Source organism: Stutzerimonas stutzeri (assembly GCF_024448935.1).
Taxonomy (GTDB): Bacteria; Pseudomonadota; Gammaproteobacteria; order Pseudomonadales; family Pseudomonadaceae; genus Stutzerimonas; species Stutzerimonas stutzeri_AO.
The window spans coordinates 1-26,914 of the sequence record NZ_JAMOIE010000017.1; the positions used below are offsets into that span (position 1 = coordinate 1).

The following is a 26,914-nucleotide window of genomic DNA, read 5'->3' on the forward strand; positions in this document are numbered from 1 at the left end:
GTACCGCCTCGTAATGAACAACCCTTGCTCCTCAATCTGGTGACCCCATGTCTTTCAGCCCGTTAATTCGCCAACTCATTGATGCATTGCGCATTCTTCCTGGCGTAGGGCAAAAAACGGCCCAGCGCATGGCTTTGCAGATGCTTGAGCGCGACCGCAGCGGCGGGCTGAGGTTGGCTCAGGCGCTTGCACGTGCGATGGAGGAGGTGGGTTACTGTCGCCGGTGCCGCACGTTGAGTGAGGAAGAGCTCTGCCCGCAGTGCGCTGATCCGCGACGGGACGATGCCTTGCTGTGCATCGTGCAAAGCCCTGTGGATGTGTTCGCAGTGGAGCAGACCGGCTTTCGTGGCCGCTATTTCGTACTCAAGGGGCATCTCTCCCCGCTCGATGGTCTAGGGCCAGAGGCAATAGGCATCCCCGAACTGCTCGGACGAGTGGCTGAGGGCAATTTCAGCGAGGCGATACTGGCCACCAACCCCACCGTTGAAGGCGAGGCTACTGCGCATTACATTGCTCAGCTTTTGATACCGAAAGGGTTGACCCTCAGCCGCATCGCGCACGGGGTGCCGCTTGGCGGTGAGCTTGATCTCGTCGATGGGGGCACGCTTGCACACGCGCTGGCCGGTCGGAAGACGATCGTCCTCTGACGTGTCGGCAATCTGGGCCGAAAGCAATTCTTGCGACAATCTTGTGCTTTATAACTTCTAGTTTACCGCTTATCGCCCCTAGGTAGTGCCTAGCAAGCCGGACTTCATGTAAAGTTCTAAGTCATAAGACACTAATAACCAAACTGATGTATTTATTGCTCGTTTGGTTATAAGCTCGGCGCTGCCTATCTACTTGAGGTCGATCATGAAGGCAAAACACTGGTTGGTTCCCGCACTGCTGTTGCTGAGCGCTTTTGCGCAGGCTCAGGAAAAATTCAAAGTCGGCTATATCCGGGTGATGGACGATGCCCAGGCGATGGTTGCCTACGAGGGCGGCTTCTACAAAAAGCACGGCCTGGACGTCGAGCTGGTTGAATTCAGTTCCGGTACGGATCTGATCAAGGCCATCATCGGCGGCCAGTTGGACACCGGTGTGCTTGGGTTCACCAACGCGGTGGCCTGGGCGTCGAAGGGCGCTGATCTGAAGGTGGTCGGCGGCGCCCAGCAGGGCTATCACTCTATCGTGGCCCGCGAAGGAACCGGCATCGAGACGATCGCTGACCTGAAAGGCAAGATTCTGGCGTCGCAGAAAGAAGGCAGTACTGCCGATGCGGTATTGCGCGGCGTCACCTTGAAGGCCGCGGGGTTGGCACCCAGCGATGTCAACATCATGGGTACCAGCCCGGCCGTTGCGGTCCAGTCCCTCGTCTCAGGTCGTACCGATGCGGCGTTTCTCTTCGAGCCCTATGATCGGATCGCCCAGCTGGTGGCGCCGGTCAAACAGATCTACGAGATCGGCGAGGTTTGGCCATTTCCCTGCATGGTGGTGATTACCGCTGGGGACACCCTGACAAAGCGCAAGGAGGCGGTCTGGCAGTCGTTGGACGCCCAACGTGACGCGATTGAATTGTTAGAGAATCAGCCGGCAGAAGCCGCCAAACTGATTGCTGATTATTTTATCGCCGAGCCGACGCTAAAGACGCTCAATCGCGGTGAGCTGTCCCGTGAGCTCGTGATCGAAGAGGCCATCGCAACCCAGACCTTCGGTGCCAAGCTTGGCACTGATGATCTGGCGCGTATTCAGGAACTGGCCGATATCCTTCAGGAACTCGGCTCGCTGAAGACTCGCGATGGCAAGCCATTCGATACCAGCGCCATTCTCGACTTGTCCTGGCAAGAAGCACGCGAGCTGTAAACCGCTGCACATTGTTCCACACTGCCCGGCCACCGTGCCGGGCAGTGTCATTCCGCCCGCTGATCGGGCAGTTCTTGAGGTCTTCAAAGCGATATGCAACTCAGGTTTGAAGAAGTAGACAAGCGTTTTGGCCAGCTGGAAGTCATCAAGGGCTTCAGCGGCGAGTTCGCCCAGGGCGAGTTGGTCGCCCTCGTTGGGCCTTCTGGTTGTGGGAAATCAACCTTGCTGCACCTGGTTGCCGGACTTGAAAAACCAACCGCAGGGCGGGTGCTCGCCGATGGCGACAAGATCCCTGGCCCAAGCCCCCGGCGTACGCTGGTTTTCCAGGAGCATGCGCTGTATCCCTGGCTTTCGCTGCAGGCCAATGTGGCCATGGCGTTGGAACTTCAAGGAATCTCCAAGGCCGATGCGTTCGAGCAGGCGAAGGCCTGGCTCGCCCGGGTCGGCCTGGATGGATTCGAACATTATTACCCGCATCAGGTGTCCGGCGGCATGCGTCAGCGCACGGCACTGGCTCGCGCGTTTATTGCCAAGCCGGAAGTGTTGCTGCTCGATGAACCCTTCGGTGCGCTCGATGCACTGACGCGCATGGCGCTGCAGGATGTACTGCGTGAGCTGATCGATGAGCATCAACCCACGGTGCTGTTGGTCACCCATGACGTTGACGAGGCGTTGTACCTGGCCGATCACGTGCTGGTATTCAGCGCCCGCCCAGCGAAGGTGCTGAAAACGTTCAACTTCATCCATTGCGAGAAGAGCCACGATCTTTCCGAGTTCGCCGCTGAGCGGCGCGAAATCCTTCGGTTGTTAGGCATCAAGACGGAGGTAGGGCGCTGATGAGCCAGGGACGTCGTCTGACCGGTCCGAAGAAGTACCTCGCCGTGGTGTTGGCGATTCTGTTCATTCTGCTGATCTGGCAAATCGCGGCATGGAGCCTGCCGGCGTTTCTGATGCCAGGCATTCCCGTGGTTTTTGAACGGCTGTTTGCCACCGTTCAGGAGCCTGCGTTCCGTGAAGGGTTGTATGGCAGCATGAGTCGGCTTGGGAGTGGTTATAGCTTCGCCATGCTGTTTGGTATCGGATTTGGGTTGCTGGGGGGCGTACTGTTCTTCTTTCGCGAGATCCTGCGTTCGGCCATCGTGATACTTCAGTCAATACCCTCGATCGCCTGGGTACCGCTGTTCTTGATCGTGATGGGCTTCGGCAACCTGCCGATCATCGTCGTGGTCGCACTTGCGGCGTTCTTCCCGATGGCATTGTCTGTCATGAACGCCACCGAAAGCGTGCAGCCGGTCCAGGTCGCCGCGGCTCGGGTGATGGGCGCATCGCGTTGGCAACTGGTGCGACGGGTTTATCTGCCGGCGGTGATGCCCGAGCTGATCACCGGCGCGCAGCTGGCCTTCGGCAATGCCTGGCGGGCGTTGATCTCGGCGGAAATGCTGATCGGCTTCGGCCAGGGGCTGGGACGCTCGCTGGCGTACTCCGGGGAAATTGCCGACATGGCCGGAGTGATGATGAATATTCTGGTCATCGCTATTCTCGCGACCTTGATCGATCAGGTTGTCCTGGAGAAATTCAAACAACGGATGCTGCGCTACCAATACGTCTGAGAGCGCGCCGTGATGCCTTGTCTGCTGCGGCTGAGCTCATGCTGACGCTGTCTGCACCGGCCAGTGCACCGGCAGACTGCCAGTGTGGCAGGGGCTCTCGATGCGTATCGTCAGCCCCGCGGAATCTGCGCGCCCGGTAGGCAAGAAGCCGAGCGGTACCGGGACACATCCTGCAGACACGACCGGTAGCGGCTCCCGCTGCTTGCGAATCCATTTATGCACCAGGTCGGCAGTGAGCCTGTGGCTGCGCGCTACACCGGCGACGGAAGCCCCGGACTGGGCGCCCTCTTCGAGGACCTGGGCCTTGAAAACCTTGGGCAATGTACGGCGCTGCGGTGGCACGAAACCCTGCAGAACGTGGCTTGACCAACAACAGGTGGACAGCATGCCGTGAGCTGGAAAGAGCGCAGTGAGAGGGGTTCGGTGGGCGGTTAGCATGGAGCCAGCTTGCTGGCGATCATGGACGAGCACGAGCGCCACAGTGCGCTACCCGTCCTCATGACTTCCAATGACTTGGCCAAACCAGTCATCGCGATTGCCCGCAACGACCATTGTCCGTACCCCTCAGTCTGAAGAAGATGAACTCAGCGGGAACCGGCAATTCGCCTGCCGATACCCAACATCTTCTTGAGGTCGTGCTGTGGATATTCAAGGCAAAGTCTTCCTGGTTACAGGTGGTGCGTCCGGCCTGGGCGCTGCGGCTGCCGAAGCACTGGGCGCAGCCGGTGCCAAGGTGGTACTGGCGGACATCAATCAAGCACTGCTGAACGAACGCAGCGAAGCGCTGGGGGCGAACGGCATCGGCGTGGTGGCCAACGTGTGTGATGAAACCGCCGCTCGGGCTGCCGTGAACGCAGCGGTCGAGCATTTCGGCGGTCTGCACGGGCTGGTCAACTGCGCCGGCGTTGCCAGTGGCGAAAAGATCCTGGGTCGCCAAGGCCCGCACGGGCTGGACAGCTTCAGCAAGGTCATCGGTCTCAACCTGATCGGCAGCTTCAACATGTTGCGCCTGGCCGCGGATGCCATTGCCAGGGGCGCGCCGGACGAGCAGGGCAATCGCGGCGTGATCATCAACACGGCGTCCATCGCGGCCTACGACGGCCAGATCGGCCAGGCCGCCTATGCGGCCTCCAAGGGCGGCGTGGTTGCGATGACACTACCAGCGGCCCGCGAACTGGCGCGATACGGCATTCGCGTGATGACCATCGCCCCCGGCGTGTTCGAAACGCCGATGATGGCCGGTATGCCTCAGGAGGTCCGCGACTCCCTGGCCTCTGGCGTGCCGTTTCCGCCGCGTCTGGGCCGCGCCAGCGAATACGCAGCGTTGGTACGCCATATCATCGAAAACGACATGCTCAACGGTGAAGTGATCCGCCTCGACGGCGCGTTGCGCATGGCCGCGAAATAATCGGAGACAGCAATGAACAACGATCCAATCGTGATTCTGGGCTCGGCCCGTACCCCCATGGGCGGTTTTCAGGGTGATCTGAAAAGCCTCAGCGCACCGGAGCTGGGTGCGGCCGCGATTCGCGCAGCGGTAGAGCGCAGCGGTGTCTCGGCTGAACAGGTTCAGGAAGTGCTGATGGGCTGCGTGCTGCCGGCCGGTCTCGGTCAGGCACCGGCGCGCCAGGCCGCGCTCGGTGCGGGACTGGGCAAGGCAACCGCTTCCACCACCCTGAACAAGATGTGTGGCTCGGGTATGCAGGCGGCCATTCTGGCGCACGACGCTTTGCGCGCCGGCAGTGTCGACCTGATCGTCGCCGGCGGCATGGAGAGCATGTCCAACGCGCCTTATCTGCTGGAAAAAGCCCGCAGCGGCTACCGTATGGGGCATGGCAAGGTGCTCGACCACATGTTCCTCGACGGCCTTGAAGATGCCTATGACAAGGGCCGGCTGATGGGCACCTTTGCCGAAGACTGCGCGCAGAGCCACGGTTTTACTCGTGAAGAGCAGGATGCCTACGCATTGATATCCCTGCAGCGTGCCCGCGACGCCATTTCCGCTGGCCGCTTCGCCAGCGAAATCGTCCCGCTGCAGGTCACCCAGGGTCGTCAGCAGCGCAGCATCCGGGACGACGAACAGCCGCCCAAGGCGATGCCGGAGAAGATTCCGACCCTCAAGCCGGCGTTCCGCGAAGGCGGCACCGTGACTGCTGCCAACTCCAGCTCGATTTCCGATGGCGCCGCCGCGCTGGTGCTGACGCGGCGTTCCCAGGCCGAGCAGCTTGGCCTGACGCCGCAAGCGGTGATTCATGGCCATGCGGTGTTCGCCGATGCGCCCAATCTGTTCCCGTCCGCGCCCATCGGTGCCATCCACAAGTTGCTGGAGCGCACTGCCTGGCGTCTCGACGAGGTGGACCTGTTCGAGATCAACGAGGCTTTTGCCGTGGTCAGCATGGTCACCATGCGCGAGCTCGGCCTGGATCACGCCAAGGTCAACGTCAACGGCGGCGCCTGCGCCCTCGGCCACCCGATCGGTGCGTCCGGTGCGCGCATCCTGGTGACCCTGGTTGCGGCGCTGCGCGACCGTGGCCTGCGCAAGGGCATCGCGGCGATCTGCATCGGGGGTGGCGAAGCGACCGCCATGGCCATCGAACTGCTCGACTGAGGATGTGCCATGCTGCTCGATGATGACCAGACCCGTATTCGCGACATGGCCCGGCGCTTCGCCCAGGAACGCCTGAAACCCTTCGCCGCTGACTGGGACCGCGAACATCGCTACCCGGCCGAAGCGATTGCCGAAATGGCCGAACTGGGTTTCTTCGGCATGCTCTGTCCGGAACAGTGGGGCGGCAGCGACACCGGCTACATCGCCTATGCCCTGGCGCTGGAGGAAATTGCAGCGGGTGATGGCGCCTGTTCGACCATCATGAGCGTGCATAACTCGGTGGGCTGCGTGCCGATCCTGCGCTTTGGCAATGATGAGCAAAAGCAGCGCTACCTGACGCCCCTGGCCAGCGGCGCGCAGATCGGCGCCTTTGCACTGACCGAGCCCCACGCCGGCTCCGACGCCAGCAGCCTGCGTACCCGCGCCCGGCGTGACGGCGATGGCTACGTGCTCAGCGGCGCCAAGCAGTTCATAACGTCCGGTCAGCATGCCGGCACGGTGATCGTGTTTGCCATGACCGATCCGGACGCCGGCAAGCGCGGCATCAGCGCTTTTATCGTGCCGACCGACACACCGGGCTATCAGGTGGTACGGGTCGAGGACAAACTCGGCCAGCACGCCTCCGATACTTGCCAGCTGGCGTTCGAAGACATGCGTGTGCACCAATCTCAGCGCCTGGGCGAGGAGGGCGAGGGCTATCGTATCGCCCTGGCAAATCTGGAAGGTGGCCGCATCGGCATCGCCGCTCAGGCGGTCGGCATGGCGCGCGCCGCCTTCGAAGCCGCCCGTGATTACGCTCGCGAGCGTGAAGCGTTCGGCAAGGCCCTCACCGAACATCAGGCCGTCGCCTTTCGCCTGGCCGACATGGCCACCCAGATCGCCGTCGCCCGGCAGATGGTGCTGCACGCCGCCGCACTGCGCGAAGCCGGCCAGCCGGCACTGGTGGAAGCCTCCATGGCCAAGCTGTTCGCCTCGGAAATGGCGGAGAAGGTCTGCTCAGCGGCAATCCAGACGCTCGGCGGCTACGGTTACCTCAAGGATTTCCCGGTGGAGCGCATCTACCGCGACGTGCGGGTCTGCCAGATCTACGAAGGCACCAGCGACATTCAGCGATTGGTGATTGCACGCAATCTCTGAACCTGACCTCTGCGAGACCACTCGCACCGGGCGCAGACGCCTACCATGCAACCCGACACAGGCTTGCGCACCCGGACGCCAGCGAGGCGTCTGTGATCAGAGCGAACGTCTAACGGGTAGAAAAGCGATGATTGGCAAATTGGCCGAAGGTAGCCGCTTGAACGATGAGAGACGTGACTGGTCGCAATTGAGATAACCGGTTGGTCATGGGTAGTCGATGGCAACGATGTACCAGAGTTTTGGTCCGGTGGGGGTCTGCACCAGGACTTCGGCATCCAGGGCTTTACCAACCAAGGCGCGCGCCAACGGCGAATCGATGCTGATCAGCCCCTGGCGCAGATCCAGCTCGTCTGGCCCGACGATACGGTAGCGGGCCTGCGCGCCATCTTCGTCCTCGATTGTCACCCAGGCGCCAAAATAAACCTTGCCGGGATCGCTGGGTCGTTCGCCGACCACCTTGAGTTTCTCCAGCCGTTTGGTCAGAAAACGTACGCGGCTGTCGATTTCGCGCAGCATCTTCTTACCGTAGGTGTATTATCACCTCACGCAAAAACATACTATTTTATCAAGCACCCTACCGCCACGTACCAAAGATTTCCCTTCCATTTCAAGACGCTAATCAGGAAAGTATTGCGAATCGCGTATTATTTGGTTGGCAAGAAATGGCATACGTGCTGAAGGTGAAGGTGAGGTATAGAGGTGACAATACCGGTCGGGTGCTGCGCCTTCCCGCGCTGTTGACTGAAAACGGGGTGCTACTGTCGCATCTTCGATATCTGGCCAAGATGACTCGCAACGGACAGTCATGGAGGGAAAGGTCAACATTCGCGATCTTGCTATTGATTAGATACATCAATGCCAATGAAGGGGTATTCAGCGAGACAACGGAGTTGTTAGAAAACTTTGATAGTGTTTTGCGTTCAGGAACCATAAGCCCTGTTACGCTGACGGATCCCACTGGTTTGTACTGGGATTCTCGCAGTGCCGAAGATGCTGACAATCTAATTTACCTAATTACTCACTATACGGATTGGCTTGCTGACCAGCCTGAATGCAAGACCAGCCGTGCCAACCCATTTCGACTAGCTACGAACGCTGAGCAGCGCCTGAATTGGTGCGCCTACTATCAGAAGCACGATAAAGTTTTTCTTAACCATCTACAGAAAAATGAAGATGCTAGGGCGCGTAATCGTGTTGTTCGGGTGGTTGGGCGTGAGGGAAGTCCGCCTATAGCTTTGGAGGAGGTGAAGAAATTTCCTGAGGCTAGCATTGTAAAACTGCTGGACGAAGGCTTCATTCGAGCTCGTTGCAAAGCGTATTCTGATCCAAATCAGCGAATCGATTGGAAAGGTCGCGCCCTTACTTTGCTGATGCATTATGGCGGTATTCGTAAAAGTGAGGCATTTCACTTATACCTAACCGATATTGATATCGACATTGTCCGCAACGAAGCAATAGTGCGTATTTATCATCCATCTGAGGGCGCATCGCCAGATGGAAGTTACAAGTCGCGCAAAGAGTATCTAGCTAAACGCTTTCATCGTGTTCCACGGACAGAATACCTTAAGAGCGAGCGCCTGCATGCTGGATGGAAAGCTCCGGTACTATGTAGTAGAGAAAAATTTTTTAAAGTCAATTTTTTTCCCCCTGCTAAGGCTACTGAGTTTTTGTATGTCTTTCAGCAGTATCTACTGCATCAGCGAGTTGAGCCCGAAAATAACGACCATCCCTATGCCTTTACTAATACAAAAGGACAGCCTGAAACAATTAAAAATTTTCAGCGCCTGCACAAGGCTGCTGTCAACAGTATTGGCTTGGCTCATGAGAAGTATCTAGGTACCACGGAGCATGGCCATCGGCATGCATATGGTTATCGACTGGCTTCTCATGGTTTTACCCAGCATGAAATACAGAAGATGATGCGTCATCGCTCTCCTGATTCATGCTTAGTATATACCCAATCTAGTAGCGAGGAGCTTCGCGCCCTGATGGAAGAAAAGTTGTCGAGGAATGGGGATGGCTAATTTTTACCGCACTATCGAAGAAGCCTCAATCGCCGCGCGTTCATTGGGAATAACTTCTAAGAGGGACTATGAACAGCGTTATCGTGATGATCCGTTGCTACCCTCCAGCTTAAGCAGAACATACAAGGACAGTTGGCTGGGATACCCAGATTTCTTTCGTCGTACTAATCCTAGTGCAGAATTTGAACCTTACAAAACTCTGGCAGAGGTCACTGCTGCGGTCAAGACGCTCGGAATTATAAGTGCTCTAGAATATAAATCCCGCTATCGTGAAGACCCAAAGCTTAGAAGTAAGCCGGAGCAGCTTTATAGGTCTGAATGGCTTGGATATCCAAGTTTTCTTGGTAGGAAAATTGATAGCTATTATCCAGAGTTAGACCAGGCTAAAGCAGCAGTTCAGATGCTTGGAATTTCAACTGGTCGTGAATATCTGCGTGAATATAAACGCGATTCTCGATTGCCGCGTCGGCCTGAAGTGATTTACGAGTCAGAGTGGAGATGTTGGGAGGATTTCCTTTCAAGAAAACTTGGTGGTATCGAAAAATATAAAACATTGGGGTTGGCGTCGGTTGCAGTTCGGCGGCTAGGCTTAAAATCTCAAGCTGACTATGATGAGTTACATTCATTTGATATTAAGCTTCCGGCCAGGCCTGACGAGTTTTACAGAAATGAATGGATTGGTTGGGATGATTTTTTTGACATAAATGCTGCGTCTCAATTTTTTTTTAACACTTTTGAGTTAGCTCGATCTGAAGCGCAGAAACTAAAGGTAGTGAGTCGTTGTGAATATCAGAAGAAAATAATAAATGACGAACGGTTTCCGGTATTCCCAAATAAATTTTACTCCGAGCAATGGAAAGGATGGCGTGACTATCTGGAAGTCATGCATGTTGATGATGAGCATTACAATTATACGGAAGCTCGTAAAGTTTGCATGGGTTTTAGGTTTAAAAGTAAAGCTAAATATAAGCGTGATTGCCGCAATTTGGATTCGCGTCTTCCAAGTAATCCGGAAGTTCTATATTTTGATGATTGGGCTGGGTGGCAGGTCTATCTCGGTACGTCATTTGGAAGTGGTTTCTACACGTTTGAGGAAGCGAAACGTCGAGTATTGGAGATGCAGATATCGACGCGTAGGCGCTATGCTCTCGCGCAGCGTGAGGACCCTATGCTCCCATCTCAGCCTGAGTCCACTTATCGTAAAAGTTGGAGTGGTTGGAGAGAGTTTTTATTTCAAAATGCAAATAAGTATTACGCCACTATTGATTTAGCAAGGGAAGCGGTGTGTCGGTTAGGTGTTGCTACTAAAAAGGAATATAGAGAGCGCTATATTGAAGATAAGCTGCTCCCATTGAATCCGCATAAAATTTATTCTGACGATTGGCTCAGCTATCCACATTTTTTAAATAAGCGGGAAGGCGTGGATATGTATGAAAGCATTGAGCAAGCTAGTGATGCAGCGAAGCGTCTCGGGTTACTAACTAAAGCGTCATATCGGGAAGGTTATAAAAAAGATCCCAAACTTCCGTCAGCGCCGGATGAGGTGTACCAGGACAGTTGGAGGCTATGGGGGTGGGAAGAGTTTCTTGGTACCGAAAAATATTCGTTTAAGAAAGCTGGCCAGGCGGCTCGGAAACTTGGCATTACAGGTCACAGCGAGTATTCGCGATTATATCGGCTGGATCAAAGTTTGCCGAGCGCCCCATGGGAGTACTACCGATCTGAATGGCAGGGCTGGATTGATTTTTTGCTACCTGAAAAGTGCGGTACTTTGTTGGAGGCGAAATTTGCTATAAAAGTCTTAAAGATCAAAACCAGTATGGAGTACCTGAAGCAGTACAAGAATTACTCGTGCCTTCCTGCACACCCGGATAGAGTATTTAGCGACGATTGGGTTGACTGGTATGATTTTTGTGATACCCCAATTCCTTATACTTACGAGGAAACACGCGCTCTAGTCATAGATGACGGAGTTAAAGGGCTAGAGGATTATAAGCGTTTTCTCGCCGTCAAAAATGATCCTCGAATCCCGCGCTCCCCGGCGACTGTTTATAAGGATAAATGGAATAGTTGGTATGAGTTTGTTAATAAGCCAGAGCCGTACAAGATCAAATATATTCGTGCGCCATATTTGGCTTGGGCTGAGAGTATAGAGCAATTTCTTAAAGTATCTCGTGGTGGTAGTAATAAAGAATTGGTACTGTGTCGATTTGTTCGTGACTACATTCAGAAATATGAGCTTGGATATGCGCCTGAAGTGTTCTTTGCATCTGCCAAGGTAGATCTTAATATATTCGAAGAGTTTATTTATAGTTCGGGCGGAAGTGCTAAGCGCTGGCTCCTTGCGGCGGCAAAAGAGTTCGCTGATTATGTTATTAGAACAAAGCTTACATTTGAGGACGAAGACACAGGTGAGCGTGTGGTTGCTCTAGGTGCTCGTAATCCATTTGTAAGTGTTTCTTACGATCGGGGCGGTCAAGTTGGCAGTTCGGGCGAGACTAACAAGCCTGCTCTGGCCTATCAGCATGTTCAATCGATGTGTAATTGGATCATCCCTGAAACAGCACTAAACTTTGGTGATCTAGCGCACCTGCAGGGGTTTGATGCCGACTGGTTCGAGGTTGATTCGAAAGTCTTAGATACAGCGGATCCAGATTGTATTTTCAAATCTGAAAATGGCAAAACGTTGATGTGGTTCCCAGGTTACTGGATGCACACATACGCGCTTGCATCAGTTCCTGCACGCGGTCGGCAATTGGCATATGTTGATTCTGGAGAGGCCGAGGCTGAAATTCCTCAGTTTGAGGACGGCAAGATCGTATGGACCCCTAATGTGTCCGCACTTGCTGGGATGACTAAAGACCAAGGTTTCATCAAACGCTACCCTGGTGACAATATCGGTATGCGTTTTACTTCAAACAAGACTTCAGTTCGGTCTGAGGGATATGCAGTTCCTTGGATTCCGGAGAAGCTTGCGGTTTGGATTATTCGGTTTCGTAATTGGCAGAGCAAGTATAATCCCGTGACGAGGCCTATGCCATGGATAGAGTGTGTCAGAACTGATCTTAATGAAAAGCAGCGGAGTGCAAAGGGTGAAAATTGCTTTTTGTTCCGTGAATTTGGTGAGGAGGAGTGTGGGAATTACTCGTCCCGGCTCAGGGATCGGTTAGCGGCGGCACTGTATCATAGTCAGCCCGCCGGATTAGAACTTGCAGCGTCTAAAGGAAGACATTCGTCGCTAACTAATTATAGTACACCTTATTCACCCCATAGTATGCGAGTCAGCCTAATCACGGCATATGTCATAGAATTTGGCTTGCCACTTGATATAGTGATGAAAATTGCAGGTCATAGTTCTATTGTCATGTCGCTGTACTACGTAAAGCTTAACGCCGAGGGGCTTCGTGTCAAGTTTGCGGAAGGTGAAAAGAGAGCTCTATCGAATCAGGTCTATGCCACCATCCAAATGCTTGAGCAAAATAGGGTGGATGAGATAAGGAGCCAACTGATTCAAAATAATGAGGAGGCTATTCTGCGATATACAGGAAAAGGTCTTCCAGGTAGTTTTCTTTTCCGTGATTACGGATTTTGTCCTTTTGCCGGAACTCGTTGCGATGATGGTGGGCCGTTGATTGGAGCTACTCAGGTTCGACAGCCTATTATGGGGGGCTACCTAGGCATGCAGAACTGTCTGCGCTGTCGGCATTTTGTTACGGGGCCTGTTTTTATTGGCGGGCTGCTATACATAGCGAATGAAATATCTTTGCAAGCCGCTATTCAATTTGATCACATTGCAGACATTAATTCAAGAATCGCTGAAGTGTCACAAGCGATTGAAGAGCTAGATGATGCTGAATACGCTGCGTCGAAGGTGGGGGAGAAGTTTGACACAAGAGATCGAACCAGCATAGAGATGAAAGCTCGAAAACTACAGTCTGAGTTGGAGAGTGCTGCGAAGAAAGCCGATCTTTTTCTCTGTGATATCCAGTCAGTGTCTCGTTTAATAAATCAAAGCCAGGCCGTATTGAATGAGCAGGTTGCGCAGAAACATGACGATAACCTTCCTCAGTTGATTGTTCAAAGTGGGCATGAACTTGCCATCGCGTTAGAGGACTCTTCAAGGTTTCACTTACTGAGTGAGGTGTGTGAGAATGCTGAAATTTACGAAGCGGCTTCTGCAGAGCTTGCTCTTCCTTCTCGATCACAGATGCTCGATAGAATGATCGCATTCAATAATATGACTCCTAAGATGTATGCGCTCGATAAGCAACAGCAGTTGGTCATTGGTAACCAGTTGACGAATTTTCTCCTCACGCGTGTTAAATCTTGGGCGAAGGTGGATGATTTAATTACTGGAAAACTGCTGTTGAGCGACTTAAACGAAGAGGAGCGCATTGAGCCTAAGGAAATCAAAGCAATCCTCGGTGGCAGCAAGCATGCCATTGCAAGTGACATGGCCATGGAGCTGCAGGGGGGGTAGGTGATGGATCCTAAAGCTATGCTTGAACACCTCAAGGAGTTTGTTTCTCCACGAACCCAATTAACGCTAGATGCGATTTATAAGGTTTGTCTAGAACAGGTTGAGCGTGGAGTTTCGGATTTCAGTTTCGCCACTGTGGCTCGGTTAGGTGAAAATCGGGGCGTGCCAAAGGCACAAAGTATTCGAAACGCTTCTGGTGTCCACTATCGGGCACTCATAGAGTCTTTTGTGGCTGAGTTTCCAGCCAAAAAAATTGCTCATAAGGAAACCAAGGCTAACGCATGGGTTGATGAGCTGCCTACCGCTCGACATAGACTCTTGGTGAAAATACTGATCTCTGAGTTAGCGGAGGCGCGCCGTTTAATCAAAGAAGTTGTACCTCCTGGGTTGGAAATTTATGTTGACGACCGTAGGGCCTCTCCAAGCACTTTCAAGTTGGACAACGTTGAAAGGCGTGCTTTGGAGTACATTATTTCGGATGATTTTATGAAGAAATGGGAATTTCACAGGGGTGATAAGGGAGATGTGCTCGACCAATCTGGAGTTCGTGTGCTGAAACCGGGTACGTTTGAGGCCATTGAGAAAGCTCTACGTCATCTTTAAAAGCCATTTGTGCAGGTAGTTATGGCCTCTTAAGTTGTACAGGATCCCTGCAGCCAGCTGATTTTGTTGAAAAATTCGGATTCTAAGAAAGCTGTTCTCAGCTTCTCAGTAATGGCTTCACTGCGTCTGCCCCTTTCTCAACCAGCTCGGTCAATGCGATAGTGGGCTTGGTCATCGTGGTTTCTCTGGTGAAGGTTAAGTCCGCAAACTCAACGTTAGCCAAGAACCACGATGACCATCCTCTTTCGCCCGCAGGGCGCCTTCGGCTGGTTCAGTTACACCACTTCCCGGGACGCGATCATGATGCCGAATTGGCGACGCTGAAAACAGTCATTGATTTTTGAGCGCTTGGCCTTGTAGGGCTGTCGATTGGCAACAGGGGAGAAGTGGTAGATACGAAAGGTAGGAAGATCCACAAGCCCGGCTTCCGTGACGCCGTCGAGAAAGTTCTTTCTGTGCAAGTGAAATGAAGATGAGAAATGATTGGCAATCTATCGTGCCAAACCCTGTCGACCTTCTTGCCAGTGTTATGGTCTGGCTCGGCTAGTTCCGTGATCAGAAAACATCGGATCATTCAACAGCCAGCTGACTAAAACCGGATGTAGAGGCCCATGTTTGTCGGCTAATAGAGAAAGTTCCTGCTTGGACCGCTCTTCCACTCGACCAGCCAACAAGACGGCTTCTGCTGTCGGGTAGTGTCGTACTAGATTTTTGGCTTGGTTCCGTACGCATTCAGGAAGGCTCGTGTCCCTGGCCAGTTCCTGTAGGAAGTCCCGTGTTTGCACAACGCTACGGGTGCGCTCATGAGCCATAGTCATGGCATTACTCCTGAATTGTCCGCGGGGGGGGGACGGTTTCCCGTCAACGTGTCCCACGGCCCGTGGGGGCAGTTTACTGGATAGAGTTTGATCTGCCAAAAGGGGGTGACCTCAATCATCAGCAACGGGGCGGCCGGTTCAAGGGGCGCACGGCTCATTGTGCTGTCCTGGTCAGCGCGGCTTCAAGTGCGCGATGGCTGAGCTGATCTTTCCGTACTGATCTGGCGGGGTGGGTCATATTCCTGACGGTGTCTGGGTCCTTCCTGGTGGGCTTGGTAATTTAATTTACAGTAAGTCTATTTACAGTCTTTTGCTGCTCGGGCAGTATCGGGTTCGAATCCTCGTCAGGCCTTGCAGATGCTCAATCTCAAACACGAAGTCCTTCTCCGTCTGCGCGCCATTGAGCTGATTGCTTTTTGGGAGGGGCGTCTGATCACTACTCAGCTAGTCGAGTGGTTTGGCATTACTCGGCAGCAGGCTTCCTCGGACATTAACCGGTACAACACGGAGTTCAACGAAGGGGCGCTCATTCATAACCCCGCAGTCAAAGGCTATGTCCCAGCTGCAGGCTTTCAGCCGGTACTCACGGCTGGGCACGTCAATGAGTATCTCGAAATGCTCGTGAGTCAGGGCGGGCAGCCGATGGCTCAAGTGCTGGAGTCTCATCCGGGGGTTGCCACTGTCCAGTTGCCCGACCGTGCAATTCGACCGGAGGTAGTGCGCGAGGTAGTCAGGGCTTGCCGTGCGGGAACTAGTCTCAGAGTCCTCTATGCCTCAATGAGCAACCCGGCACCACACGAGCGAGTCATCTCTCCTCACACCTTGGTTTACACGGGCTTTCGCTGGCATGTACGGGCCTGGTGTCACAAGCGGGAGGACTTCCGTGATTTTCTTCTGTCGCGCATTGATCGCACGCCCAAGCCTTGTGATGAAGAGGCACCTAAGGCGGAAAGCGACTGCCTATGGCAAGAGAAGATTTCTCTGACGCTCATCCCCAATCTGCTGCTCAGCGACTCTCAGAAAGCCTTGGTCGAGCGCGACTTCGCCATGCCGGAAGGGCGCCTACAGTTGACCGTGCGTAAGGCTTTAGCCTACTACACCCTGCAGCGCTTTCAGGCAGCAATTACCGAGGACGACGCTTCCCGTGTGCGGGAGCATCCGCTGCAACTGTTACCAACGGATCGCAGAAAGCTTGAACCTCTTCTCTTTGGTGGAGGCCAGGGGTGAGCGTGCAGGCTTTCAGTTATGACTCCGACCTGATCGGCGGTTCGCTGCAGGTTCGAGAATCTCGCATTGTGGCCGACCTGCTGTTGCAGAACGCCAGCGCCGAGCACTGGTACGAGGTCATCCAGCAAGAGAACCGGCTTCAAAAACGCACCCCCGCTTCGGCCAAGCGTGTTGCTCAGGCTCTGCGCAAGCGCTTGGAACGGTTGGACGCCGCCTTTTGGCGGGCCATTCGCGATGGCGACGATGAGCTTGCCACTCAAGTGGTGTTCTGCTCAGCCCTGGAGCGCAATCTTCTCCTCGTCGAATTCATCGAAACCGTCGTCCGGGATGCCTTTGCTACCCGCGCTGGGGTACTTGAGCCCTACCATTGGAGCGAATTCCTGGATGAGCGCAGCCATCGAGATCCAGCCATCACTACCTGGACTGAGTCCAGTCGCAAGAAGATGGCTCAAGTCGTCTACCGCATGCTGGCTGAAGTCGGTCTGCTGGAAAGTACGCGCAGCATGAGATTGCAAAACCTAAAGATCCGGCCAGAGGCACGCGCGTTGCTGGACGACAGCTACCGACAACGAATCAGAGCCTGCCTGGAAGTATCCAGCGCCGCTGCGCAGTAGGCGCGGAATCAAGGAGTAAGTGATGAATCAGCAGCTACAGGATCGGCTGAATCAGATCCCGGAAAAAATCCTCACAGAGGAATTTCTCAAAAGCCAGGGCCTCGGCAACGAGATCGGCTTCTGGATCTTCGACTATGACCCAGAGGATGAACTACAGGTGCGTGAGTACCTGTGCTTTCTAGAAGGGCTCCTGACCAAGAAGCACAGTCATCTCAAGGTTGCCCACATCAACCTGCTGCAGGCCATGCGCGAATACTTGGATCAGCGCAGCTTCACCGACAAGGCCATCTTGATGCAGCAGACCAAGGGCGACCAGGCGCTGCTCAAGGCGCTTTCCGGGCCTCTGCACATGGATAAGTTCGCTCCCTTCCTGATGGAGCACAGCGGCGCTGCCGAGCGCGATGTCGTCCTGATTTCAGGTGTGGGCTCTGTTTGGCCTGTCCTACGTGCCCACAACCTGCTCAACAAGTTGCACGCGCTGCTCGGTCACAAGCCTTTGGTGCTGTTCTACCCCGGCCATTACTCAGGGCAGTCACTGTCCCTGTTCAACCGTATCCCCAGCAACAACTACTACCGTGCGTTCAAGCTGGTGCCCTGATCAATAAGGACGATTGCCGTGAGCATTAAAGACATCTTCTCCAAGGAGCTCGACCGCCCCATCAATGGTGTGGTCAAAGCGGACCAGTCTGACGACGCCACCGTGTACCAGGAGCTCGACGAGTATGTGGTTACCAACGAGCTGGAAAAACACTTTCGCAGCTTCTTCGAGTCCTATGGCACCGACCTGACGGATCCCTCGATAGCCAACCGCGTAGGCGTCTGGATCAGCGGCTTCTTCGGCTCGGGTAAGTCGCACTTTCTGAAAACCCTGTCCTACCTGCTGGCTAACATCAGGGCTCGGGATGCCCAGGGCAACACCCGCAACGCTGTTTCCTTCTTCGATGCCAACAAGCTGCGCGATGCGATGATTCGCGCAGATATCGACAAGGCCGCCGCCAATAGCGCCGATGTCATCTTGTTCAATATCGACAGCAAGGCGAGTTCCAACGACGCTGGCAATCCGATCCTCAATGTCTTCCTGCGCGTTTTCAACGAGCATCAGGGATTCAGCGGCGACCACCCACACATCGCCCACATGGAGCGCCACCTGACCCAGCGCGGCGTATACGAGCGCTTTGTTGAGGCCTTCAACGAATCTACCAGTCTGGTCTGGGCCGAAGAGCGCGATGGCTACCAGTTCTATCAGGACGATATCGAGAAAGCCCTGGCGCAGGTATTGGCTCTGTCCGCCGAAGCAGCGCACAAGTGGTTCGAGGAGTCCGAGCAGACGTTCAGTGTCTCGGTCGAGAACTTCTGCCACTGGGTGCGCGAGTACCTCGATGCCAAGCCGGCCAAGCATCGTGTCCTATTCCTAGTGGACGAGGTTGGCCAGTTCATCGGCAGTGATACCCGCCTGATGCTGACCCTGCAGACCATCACCGAAAACCTCGGCACCATCTGCAAGGGGCGCGCCTGGATCATCGTCACCTCCCAGGCCGACATGGATGCGGTGCTCGGTGAGCTCTCGGCCTCCAAGGCCAACGATTTCTCCAAGATTGCCGGGCGCTTCAAAACACGCCTGTCGCTGTCCAGCTCCAACACCGACGAAGTGATCCAGAAGCGCCTGCTACGCAAAACAGCGGAGGCCGAAGCCGAGCTGCGCGCTCTGTGGGGGCAGAAGGGCGACATCCTGCGCAACCAGATTACCTTCGACCGCTCCGGTCCGACGCTGCGTAATTACGACGGTCCGGAGAGCTTCATCAACAACTACCCCTTTGCGCCGTACCACTTCCAACTGGTGCAGAAGGTCTTCGAGGAAATCCGCAAGGTCGGAGCCACTGGCGCGCATCTGGCCTACGGTGAGCGCTCTATGCTCGATGCCTTCCAGATGGCTGCTCTGTCGATTGCCAACAAAGACGTTGGCGCTTTGGTGCCCCTGTACAGTTTCTACCGTGCGGTGGAAGGCTTCCTCGACACAGCAGTCAAGCGCACCATCGACCAGGCCGGCGAAAGCGCCGTGCTCGATGCCTTCGACGTACAGATCCTGCGCACCCTGTTCATGATTCGCTATGTCGATCTGATCAAGGGCACGCTGGACAACCTTGTCACCCTGTCCATCGAGCAAGTCGACGAAGACAAGCTCGCCCTGCGCCGCCGTATCGAAGAAACCCTGCAGCGCCTGGAGAAAGAGAGCCTTATCACCCGTAATGGTGAGGAGTTCGTATTCCTCACCAACGAGGAGCGCGACATCACCCGCAAGATCAAGGCCACCGAAATTGCCTCGTCCGATGAGAACAAGGCTCTCGCTGATCTGATCTACAAGGACCTGCTCAAGGACAAGAACAAGTTCCGCTACAGCGTCAACAAAACCGACTACAGCATTGGCCGCTATCTCGATGGCCACAGCTTGGAAGGCCGCTATGAGCACGACCTGCGCGTCGAGGTGATCTCGCCACTGGATCTGGATTACGCCCTTCACGGTGAAGCCGGTTGCATCAACAAGAGCAACGAAGCGCCCACTGGCATGGCGCTGTTCAAGCTGCCGGACAACAAGGAGTTCTTCACCGAGCTACGCACCTGGCTGAAGACCAACAAGTTCATCCGCCTCAATGACGATGGCAGCCAGCCCGAGCTGAGCAAAATCCTCGCCGACCGTGGCCGGGAGAACCAGGAGCGCAAGAAGCGCCTGCGCCTGATGCTCGAAGAGCTGATCGAGCGCACCGAAGTCTACGCGCTGGGCCAGCACCTCAAACTGTCCAGCAGCAACATCCAGAGCAAGTTCGACGAAGCCTGCCAATACCTGCTGGAGAACTCCTACACCAAGCTGGGTTACCTGAGGGTGCTGCAGCAGGAGCCTGAGCGCGAGCTCCATGCCATCCTGCACACCAATGACATTGGCCAGCTTGGCCTGACCCTCGACGGCGAGGAAGGCAATCCGCAGGCGATCAAGGAAGTCGAGCAGTTCATCACCTTGCGCGCCTCCGGCAATGACCGCTTGCTGGTGGCCGACATCATCGAGCGTTTCAGCAAGCGGCCCTATGGCTGGCCGGACGGCGAGATCCTGCTGATCCTTGGCCGCCTGGCTGCGACCAGTCGTATCTCCTTTCATGCTGCCGGCCCTAGCCTGCCGCTGCCTGATGCCTTCGACTACCTGAGCAACAGCCGCAAGCGCCGTGAAATCTCGGTGCAGAAAAAGCGCCAGACCGATGAAGTGCTGCTCAAGCAGGTGCGCAACCTCAGCCAAGACTTGTTCAACGCCCTCGGCCCTGCCGGCGAGAAGGAGTTGTTCGAGTATTACCGCGGCCATTTCGAGACCTGGCTGGGCAACCTCAAAAACTACAAGAGCAAGACCGATGTTGGTCGCTTCCCCGGCAAAGAAGTGATCGAGCAGGCTCTGCTCAGTTTGCAACGCCTCTTGAGCAATACCGACAGCGTCGACTTCTTCAAGACCGTGGTCGACAACAAGGACGACTACCTGGATCTGGAGGAGGATTACCGCGACCTCCATGAGTTCTTCACCAATCAGCTGCATACCTGGCAGCAGTTGCAGCAGGCCCTGCGTCGTTTCGACAAGAACAAACCTGCCCTAGAAAAGGATGACAAGGCCCGCACGGCCCTTCTTGAGCTGCAAGCCATTGAGCAGAACGTCGCGCCTTATAGCCAACTGCACAAGGTAGCCGGCCTGGTGGAAACGGTGGAAGCGATCAATGCCGCCATCCTCACCGAGAAGCGCGAGCATGCCCTGGCTCGGGTCGACGAGAAGCTTGCTCAGCTGCAGGCCGAAATCGCCAAGAGCGGTATCGAAACTGCGGAATTGAGCAACCGCCTGCTGCGCCCACTTCAGTTGGTCAAGGCGGATCTGGAGACCGAAACCAGCATCGCCAATATCTACCTGTTGCAAACCCAGACAGCTGATGAGCGTCTGCACGACGGTGTGTTCGATCTGGAGCGCGCCATCCAGGCCGAAGCCGAACGCCAGCAAAAACTCCAGCAGGAGCAGGCCAAGGCTGCACAGGCCGCCAATGTGGCCAGCGGCGTCAAGGAAGATAGGGCGTCTTCCCTGACGCCCGCACCTAAACCGGTAGCACCGCCCAAACCGGTGGTTGAGGTGGCCGCCACCAGTGTATTCAACAAGCTCGGCAATGGCCTGTATCTGGAAAGCCAGAGCGACATCGAGCGCTTTATCGAAGCATTTAAGGCAGAGTTAGAAGTTGCTATCAATCAAGACAAGCGTGTCAGAGTCCGTTGAGGCCATGCTCAGCCTTAAGGCGAGTTGAGGAACAGAAATACCCCTTTGCAAACTGATACTGTTACCAATTCTGATCGGGGCATCGAGCCACAAGGCCAGCGACACAACATTCGGATTAGCACAAAATGATCACATCTATTTGGATAGATAATTTCAAATCACTGGTGAATTTTGAACTGTCACTGGCCAAGTTTACCTGCCTGGTCGGACTGAATGGAGCCGGTAAATCCACAGTCCTGCAGGCAGTGGACTTTATTTCCCAGTTAATGCTAGGCGATTTGGAAGGCTGGCTAAAACAGCGACAATGGGACAAGACTGACATCAACTCAAAGCTGAGCAAGCGCAGCAATATCGAATTCAAGATTACGCTTAAAGATGCCAACTTTGGCACTCTGGTCTGGAGTGGAAGCGTTAATAGAACCACCCTGAGCTGCACGCAGGAGCACGTAACTGCGAATGGTACGACGCAGCTGAGAGTGGAGGAGGGCTACTACAGCCTGGTGAATCCCGCAGCTGTGCAGAAAAATCTGGAACGCAGCAAAATCGTTTTTGAGTATCAAGGCTCGATTCTTTCAGCGCTAAAAGACTCCCAGCTCAGCCACGTGTTACTCGCAGTTAAATCGGCCATTATCCAAATTCATTCGCTGGACTTACTCTCGCCAGAGCTGCTCAGATCTAAAACTCGCGGCGCAGAAGGTCACCTTGGGTTGGGTGGCGAAAGACTCTCCGCATACATCCATGAGGCGTCTCCTGAGCAAAAGGAAAGCCTGCGTCAAAAATTAAGCGCGGTCTATCAGCAGCTAGAAAAAATTGAGACCCGTGCCCTGCGCTCTGGTTGGAAACAGTTGGATATTGTTGAACGCTTTGGTGAGCAGGAGCTGAAGACTCCTGCTCGCCACATGAATGATGGCATGTTGCGCTTAATGGCAATCCTTTCTCAATTGGCATCAAAACATCACTTTCTACTGTTTGATGAAATCGAAAACGGCATAAACCCAGAACTTGTTGAGTACCTCGTTGATCAGCTGGTTAGCAGTGATCACCAGGTTATGGTTACCACGCATAGCCCTGTGATCATCAACTACATGGACGACAGCGTTGCCGCTGAAAGTGTGGTTTACCTGTACAAAACCCATGAAGGCTTTACCCGCAGCATCAAGCTTTTCAGTATTCCGTCCTTGAAAGAGAAACTGCAATTCATGGGGCCGGGGGAAGCATTTATTGATACTGACCTTACCCACCTTTATCAGGAAATCGAGTCACTGCAAAAACCGAGTAAAGGAGGCATGGATGCATCTTCTACTGAGCGGTGAAGGCCCTGGCGATATCGGCGCATGCTACCCAGCGGCTGACCATTGCACGGCTGAGCAATTCCAGCCTGGTCCTATGGCTTGGTTCGTTGATCAGTTAGTAGAGGGGTTTCAAGGCTTCGAGTTCTCGCACGTCACTGGCACATGCGTTACCTACTTGTCCAAAAGCTATTTGGCAGCCAATAAACCCGCTCGCTTAGGAAAAGGCATGTCAATTTCGGGCAAGAAAAGGCCGAAAGAAACCCATTACTACTATGCCAACGCCCGTGCTCTGGCCATAGCGGCGAAAGACAAAGCAGCTTCACTGGGTGACGCCGTCATTGCTGTGTTGTTTCGCGACGGTGATGGCACTGCATCGGCCGAGCGCGGTCAGTGGCGTGATAAACACCAATCCATGATTGCTGGCTTTCAAGCAGAAGCCTTTGAGCTTGGGGTACCCATGATCCCTAAGCCGAAATCAGAAGCCTGGTTACTTTGCGCAGTCAAAGCTAATCCATACCAGCACTGCAATCAGCTTGAGTCTGAGTCTGGTAATGATCGTGGCGTAAATCCTCTGAAGGCCCAATTAGAGGCTGCGCTTGCGGCAGCCAATAGTACTCAGCAACTGAACCAGCGTGTCATTAGCCGCGAGATAGACGCTCAGCGCATTGACATGGACTCCTTCAACGAATTCAAGAATGCCTTACAACGCGCCGTGCATCAGGCAATGAGGCAAAAGATAGAGCCCGCGTGAATACCGGCTTTTGCCGCACCGCATTGCTTTGTCCAACGCATAAGGAAGGTCCATGAACACCAACAACGTCAAAAACTACGCCCCCAAGGCACGCACCGCCTTTATCGCCGCGATGACCAAGCGCGCGGCGCTGTTTGGCATCCGTGAATCCAGCATCCCCGCCATGGGCATCGCGCCGCTGGAGCAGAAGGGTGATCTAGCCCTGATCGGAGACCGCGCCTTTCCGGCCAGCATCATCCGCCCGCGCGCCGCACTGGTGAAAAAGGTCGAGCAACTGGGTTTTGCCCAGGCCATGGAGCACGCCGCCTACAGCTGGTTCAACCGCCTGTGCGCTATCCGCTATATGGAACTCAAGGACTATCTCGAACACGGCCGGCGCGTGCTCAGTGCAGCCGATGGCAGCGCTGCCACACCGCAGATTCTCGACGACTGCCTGGATATCGACCTGCCGGGCCTCGACAAACAGCGCATTGCCGAGCTGAAGCTCGACGGCACTAGAGACGAAGAGCTCTACCGCGAACTGCTGCTAGCCCAGTGTCACGCCCTGCATCAGGCCATGCCTTTTCTCTTCGAGGCAGTGGATGACGCCACCGAGCTGCTCCTGCCGGACAACCTGACCAAAACCGACTCACTGATCCGCGAGCTGGTCAGCGCAATTCCCGAAGAGGACTGGGCCAGTATTGAGATCATCGGCTGGCTCTACCAGTTCTATATCTCCGAGAAGAAGGACCAGGTCATCGGCAAGGTGGTCAAGTCTGAGGATATTCCCGCTGCCACCCAGTTGTTTACGCCCAACTGGATCGTCAAGTACATGGTGCAGAATTCCCTTGGCGCGCAGTGGCTGGCGACCTACCCGGACTCACCGCTCAAAGCACAGATGGAGTACTACATCGAGCCGGCCGAGCAGACCGACGAGGTCAAGGCGCAGCTCGCTGCCATCACCCCCGAAAGCCTCAATCCCGAGGAGCTGACCCTGATCGACCCGGCCAGTGGCTCCGGTCACATCCTGGTCGAGGCCTACGACCTGTTCAAGGCAATCTACCTTGAGCGCGGCTACCGCCAGCGCGATGTGGCGCAGCTGATTCTGCAAAAGAATCTGTTCGGCCTTGATATCGACGGGCGCGCCGCCCAGTTGGCCGGCTTTGCCCTGATGATGAAGGGCCGCGCCGATGACCGGCGGCTGTTTGAGCGTGGGGTAAAGCTCAATGTCATGGCGCTGATGGATAGCGCGGACTTTGATGCGGATGTATTGGCTTGCGGTGTAAAATTGGCGGACTACGGGCTACAGCTAGGTGACCTCACTGAGTTAAAGAGGCTGTTCGAGCATGCCACTACTTTTGGCTCGCTAATTCAGATACCGAAGGGATTGGCGAAAAAGTTGCCAGCGCTGAAGCAGCTGTGCAAGGCGACCAGTCAAGATCTATTTGTGGCGGATGAGCTCAAGCGTTTGGAACCGCTGGAGCAGCAGGCAGCATTGCTGGCTGCACAGTACGACTCGGTGGTGGCGAATCCGCCATATATGGGTGCTAAATACTACTGCCGCCCGCTGTCGGAGTTTATTGAACGTAACTATCCGGCTGCAAAACCTGATATCTACGCCTGCTTCATGCTGGCCGGCCTCGACCTTTGCCGTCCCTCGGGTCGCATGGCGAACATAAATATCCCCGGATGGATGATGAACTCGTCGTTTGGAGAGTTTCGAACCGAGTTGCTAGGGCGTGGGGCGATTCTCAGTCTCGTACACAATGGGCGGGGTGTTTTCGGATCCGACTTCGGTTCATGTGCATTCACAATCATGAATCATGCGATCGGCCAATTGCGTGGCCGGTACAGGAGACTCTTCGATAAGGCATCAACCGTAACCGCCAATGAAGCGCTCATGACTCGGTTTAAGTCAGCGAGCGACTACGTGGTGTCACCAGTCGAGTTTGAGGCTGTTGAAGCTGCTCCGCTTTCATACCAAGTGAGCAGCCTCGTAAGAGGGGCCTACAATGAAATGCCCGCTATATCGGACATCGCCACCGCTTGCCAAGGGCTCTCGACGTCTAGCGACACTGATTTCGTCCGACTCTGGCATGAGGTGGATGTTCAAATGTCTAGCTGGGCCCAATTGAGCCGCGACGGTACAGCGGAGTCGAAGTGGTTCCCCTACAACAAAGGCGGCGACTTTAGGAAATGGTATGGGAACATCGGCTTCGTACTCAACTGGGAAGACGAAGGGCGCGAGATTAAGAAGAGAAAGCCTAAGTCAGTCATACGAAATGAGCGCTTCTACCTCCAAGAGTCGATCTCATGGCAAGACTATACGATAGGCGCCTCTTCCTTTCGGTTTTATCCAGAAGGGTTCATATTTGCGACGAATGCCCATTCAGCGTTTGCGAGGGATAGCGAAGCCACGCTCGCAATCTTGGGATTCTGCAACTCCGTTGTGCTCTCTGCAGTAGCTGCGGCAGTTTCGCCGGGCCTACACTTCAATAGTGGATACTTCGCACTGGTTCCGTTCAGTACCAAGCACATCCCAGCTACCGCCGCATCGATTTCAGCCAAAGCCGTTGAGCTCGCAAGAGCCGATTGGAACGCCTATGAACGTTCTTGGGACTTCGAATCCTTCCCCATCTTGACGGCATCCGCCGACCGCACGTCCACCCTTGAATCCAGTTACGCCGCCTGGATCGCTCAAAATCGTTACACCATCGCCGAGATGCAGCGCCTCGAAGAGGAAAATAACCGTCTCTTTATCGACGCCTACGGCTTGGCGGACGAGCTTATCCCCGATGTACCTATCGAGCAGATCACCCTCACGGTCAATCCGGCCTACCGCTACGGCGGCAAGCTCAGCGAGGCCGAGTTGTGGACACGCTTTCGTGAAGACAGCATGCAAGAGCTGGTATCCTACGCCATCGGTTGCATGCTCGGCCGCTACAGCCTCGACGAGCCCGGTCTGATCTACGCCCACAGCGGCAACCAGGGCTTTGACCCCGGCCGTTACACCAGCTTCCCCGCTGATGCTGACGGCATCCTCCCACTCACCGATAAGGAGTGGTTTGCCGACGATGCGGCCAACCGCCTGATCGAGTTTGTCTCGGTGGCTTGGGACAAGACTCACCTCGAAGCCAATCTGTGCTTTCTCGCCGATAACCTCGCGCCGAAAAAGACCGAGTCCAGCCGCGAGACCTTGCGTCGTTATCTCTGCGACAACTTCTTCAAGGAGCACCTGCAGACCTACAAGAAGCGCCCAATCTACTGGCTGTTCAGTAGTGGCAAGCATAAAGCCTTCCAGTGCCTGGTCTACCTGCATCGCTATAACGAAGGGACCTTGGCGCGCATGCGTACCGAGTACGTCATTCCGCTGACCGCCAAGCTCAACACCTATGCCAACAAGCTTGAGCAGGACATCGAAGCCAGTACCAGTACTGCCGAGAAAAAGCGTCTGGAAAAAGAGCTTGCAGCCTTGCACAACCAACAAGCCGAACTCGCCACCTTCGACGAAAAGCTACGCCACTACGCCGACCAGCGCATCAACCTAGATCTGGATGAGGGCGTGAAGGTGAACTATGGCAAATTTGGTGATTTGCTAGCGGAAGTGAAGGCTGTAACCGGGGATAAGGCGGAGTAAAGCG

At 54.9% G+C, this 26,914-nt stretch carries 19 protein-coding genes and 1 pseudogene; 17 read left to right on the plus strand and 3 right to left on the minus strand.

Annotation, left to right across the window (positions count from 1 at the left end):
• The first annotated feature begins 47 nt into the window (after positions 1-47).
• From recR to NA637_RS07190, 7 genes are all read left to right on the plus strand, one after another.
• Complete coding sequence (recR, locus tag NA637_RS07160; RefSeq protein ID WP_256071628.1) at positions 48-647, plus strand: recombination mediator RecR; 600 nt, start codon at positions 48-50, stop codon at positions 645-647.
• 205 nt (positions 648-852) lie between these two features.
• The gene (locus tag NA637_RS07165) at positions 853-1,842 is read left to right on the plus strand and encodes an ABC transporter substrate-binding protein (RefSeq protein WP_256071629.1); all 990 of its coding nucleotides are present in this window, start codon (positions 853-855) and stop codon (positions 1,840-1,842) included.
• Positions 1,843-1,935: 93 nt separating this feature from the next.
• Complete coding sequence (locus NA637_RS07170; protein ID WP_256071630.1) at positions 1,936-2,679, plus strand: ABC transporter ATP-binding protein; 744 nt, start codon at positions 1,936-1,938, stop codon at positions 2,677-2,679.
• Positions 2,679-3,452 (plus strand): ABC transporter permease, encoded by a 774-nt coding sequence (locus tag NA637_RS07175; RefSeq protein WP_256071631.1) that lies wholly within the window; start codon positions 2,679-2,681, stop codon positions 3,450-3,452. Before NA637_RS07170 ends, NA637_RS07175 begins: the two co-directional genes overlap by 1 nt.
• A gap of 640 nt (positions 3,453-4,092) precedes the next feature.
• A complete protein-coding gene (locus NA637_RS07180) occupies positions 4,093-4,860 on the plus strand; it encodes an SDR family NAD(P)-dependent oxidoreductase (protein WP_256071632.1) in 768 nt (255 codons plus the stop codon).
• Between the two features lie 12 nt (positions 4,861-4,872).
• On the plus strand, positions 4,873-6,060 hold the full coding sequence (locus tag NA637_RS07185) for an acetyl-CoA C-acyltransferase (protein WP_256071633.1): 1,188 nt from the start codon (positions 4,873-4,875) through the stop codon (positions 6,058-6,060).
• Between the two features lie 9 nt (positions 6,061-6,069).
• Positions 6,070-7,197 (plus strand): acyl-CoA dehydrogenase, encoded by a 1,128-nt coding sequence (locus NA637_RS07190; RefSeq protein ID WP_256071634.1) that lies wholly within the window; start codon positions 6,070-6,072, stop codon positions 7,195-7,197.
• Positions 7,198-7,401: 204 nt separating this feature from the next.
• On the opposite strand, the pseudogene greB reads toward NA637_RS07190, so the two are convergent.
• Positions 7,402-7,731 (minus strand): annotated as a pseudogene (gene greB / locus NA637_RS07195) (transcription elongation factor GreB); the annotation flags it as partial.
• Between the two features lie 128 nt (positions 7,732-7,859).
• Between greB and gmtY the strand changes: the two are divergent.
• Genes gmtY through gmtX form a run of 3 tightly spaced genes read left to right on the plus strand, consistent with a single transcriptional unit; the run spans position 7,860 to position 14,304 of the window.
• Positions 7,860-9,221 (plus strand): gamma-mobile-trio recombinase GmtY, encoded by a 1,362-nt coding sequence (gmtY, locus tag NA637_RS07200; RefSeq protein ID WP_256071635.1) that lies wholly within the window; start codon positions 7,860-7,862, stop codon positions 9,219-9,221.
• The gene (gene gmtZ, locus NA637_RS07205; RefSeq protein ID WP_256071636.1) at positions 9,214-13,701 is read left to right on the plus strand and encodes a gamma-mobile-trio integrase GmtZ; all 4,488 of its coding nucleotides are present in this window, start codon (positions 9,214-9,216) and stop codon (positions 13,699-13,701) included. Before gmtY ends, gmtZ begins: the two co-directional genes overlap by 8 nt.
• Positions 13,702-13,704: 3 nt before the next feature.
• On the plus strand, positions 13,705-14,304 hold the full coding sequence (gene gmtX, locus NA637_RS07210) for a gamma-mobile-trio protein GmtX (RefSeq protein ID WP_256071637.1): 600 nt from the start codon (positions 13,705-13,707) through the stop codon (positions 14,302-14,304).
• A gap of 275 nt (positions 14,305-14,579) precedes the next feature.
• On the opposite strand, the gene NA637_RS07215 is transcribed toward gmtX, so the two are convergent.
• Both NA637_RS07215 and NA637_RS07220 read right to left on the minus strand, forming a co-directional pair.
• Complete coding sequence (locus NA637_RS07215; RefSeq protein ID WP_256071638.1) at positions 14,580-14,720, minus strand: hypothetical protein; 141 nt, start codon at positions 14,718-14,720, stop codon at positions 14,580-14,582.
• Positions 14,721-14,831: 111 nt separating this feature from the next.
• A complete protein-coding gene (locus NA637_RS07220; protein ID WP_256071639.1) occupies positions 14,832-15,122 on the minus strand; it encodes a BPSL0761 family protein in 291 nt (96 codons plus the stop codon).
• A 357-nt stretch (positions 15,123-15,479) separates the two neighbouring features.
• Here NA637_RS07220 and NA637_RS07225 point away from each other — a divergent pair, with 357 nt between their 5' ends.
• From NA637_RS07225 to pglX, 7 genes are all read left to right on the plus strand, one after another.
• On the plus strand, positions 15,480-16,349 hold the full coding sequence (locus NA637_RS07225) for a helix-turn-helix transcriptional regulator (protein WP_256071640.1): 870 nt from the start codon (positions 15,480-15,482) through the stop codon (positions 16,347-16,349).
• On the plus strand, positions 16,346-16,963 hold the full coding sequence (locus NA637_RS07230) for a DUF1819 family protein (RefSeq protein ID WP_256071641.1): 618 nt from the start codon (positions 16,346-16,348) through the stop codon (positions 16,961-16,963). The genes NA637_RS07225 and NA637_RS07230 overlap by 4 nt, the downstream gene beginning before the upstream one ends.
• A 22-nt stretch (positions 16,964-16,985) precedes the next feature.
• Complete coding sequence (locus NA637_RS07235) at positions 16,986-17,561, plus strand: DUF1788 domain-containing protein (RefSeq protein WP_256071642.1); 576 nt, start codon at positions 16,986-16,988, stop codon at positions 17,559-17,561.
• Positions 17,562-17,579: 18 nt separating this feature from the next.
• Positions 17,580-21,251 (plus strand): BREX system P-loop protein BrxC, encoded by a 3,672-nt coding sequence (gene brxC, locus NA637_RS07240; RefSeq protein ID WP_256071643.1) that lies wholly within the window; start codon positions 17,580-17,582, stop codon positions 21,249-21,251.
• 125 nt (positions 21,252-21,376) lie between these two features.
• On the plus strand, positions 21,377-22,564 hold the full coding sequence (locus NA637_RS07245) for an AAA family ATPase (RefSeq protein WP_256071644.1): 1,188 nt from the start codon (positions 21,377-21,379) through the stop codon (positions 22,562-22,564).
• Positions 22,542-23,294 carry a hypothetical protein gene (locus NA637_RS07250; protein ID WP_256071645.1) on the plus strand — a complete coding sequence of 251 codons (753 nt, stop codon included), beginning with the start codon at positions 22,542-22,544 and terminating at the stop codon, positions 23,292-23,294. The genes NA637_RS07245 and NA637_RS07250 overlap by 23 nt, the downstream gene beginning before the upstream one ends.
• Positions 23,295-23,346: 52 nt before the next feature.
• Positions 23,347-26,910, plus strand: a complete 3,564-nt coding sequence (gene pglX, locus NA637_RS07255) for a BREX-1 system adenine-specific DNA-methyltransferase PglX (protein WP_256071646.1) — start codon at positions 23,347-23,349, stop codon at positions 26,908-26,910.
• Positions 26,911-26,914 lie beyond the last annotated feature (4 nt).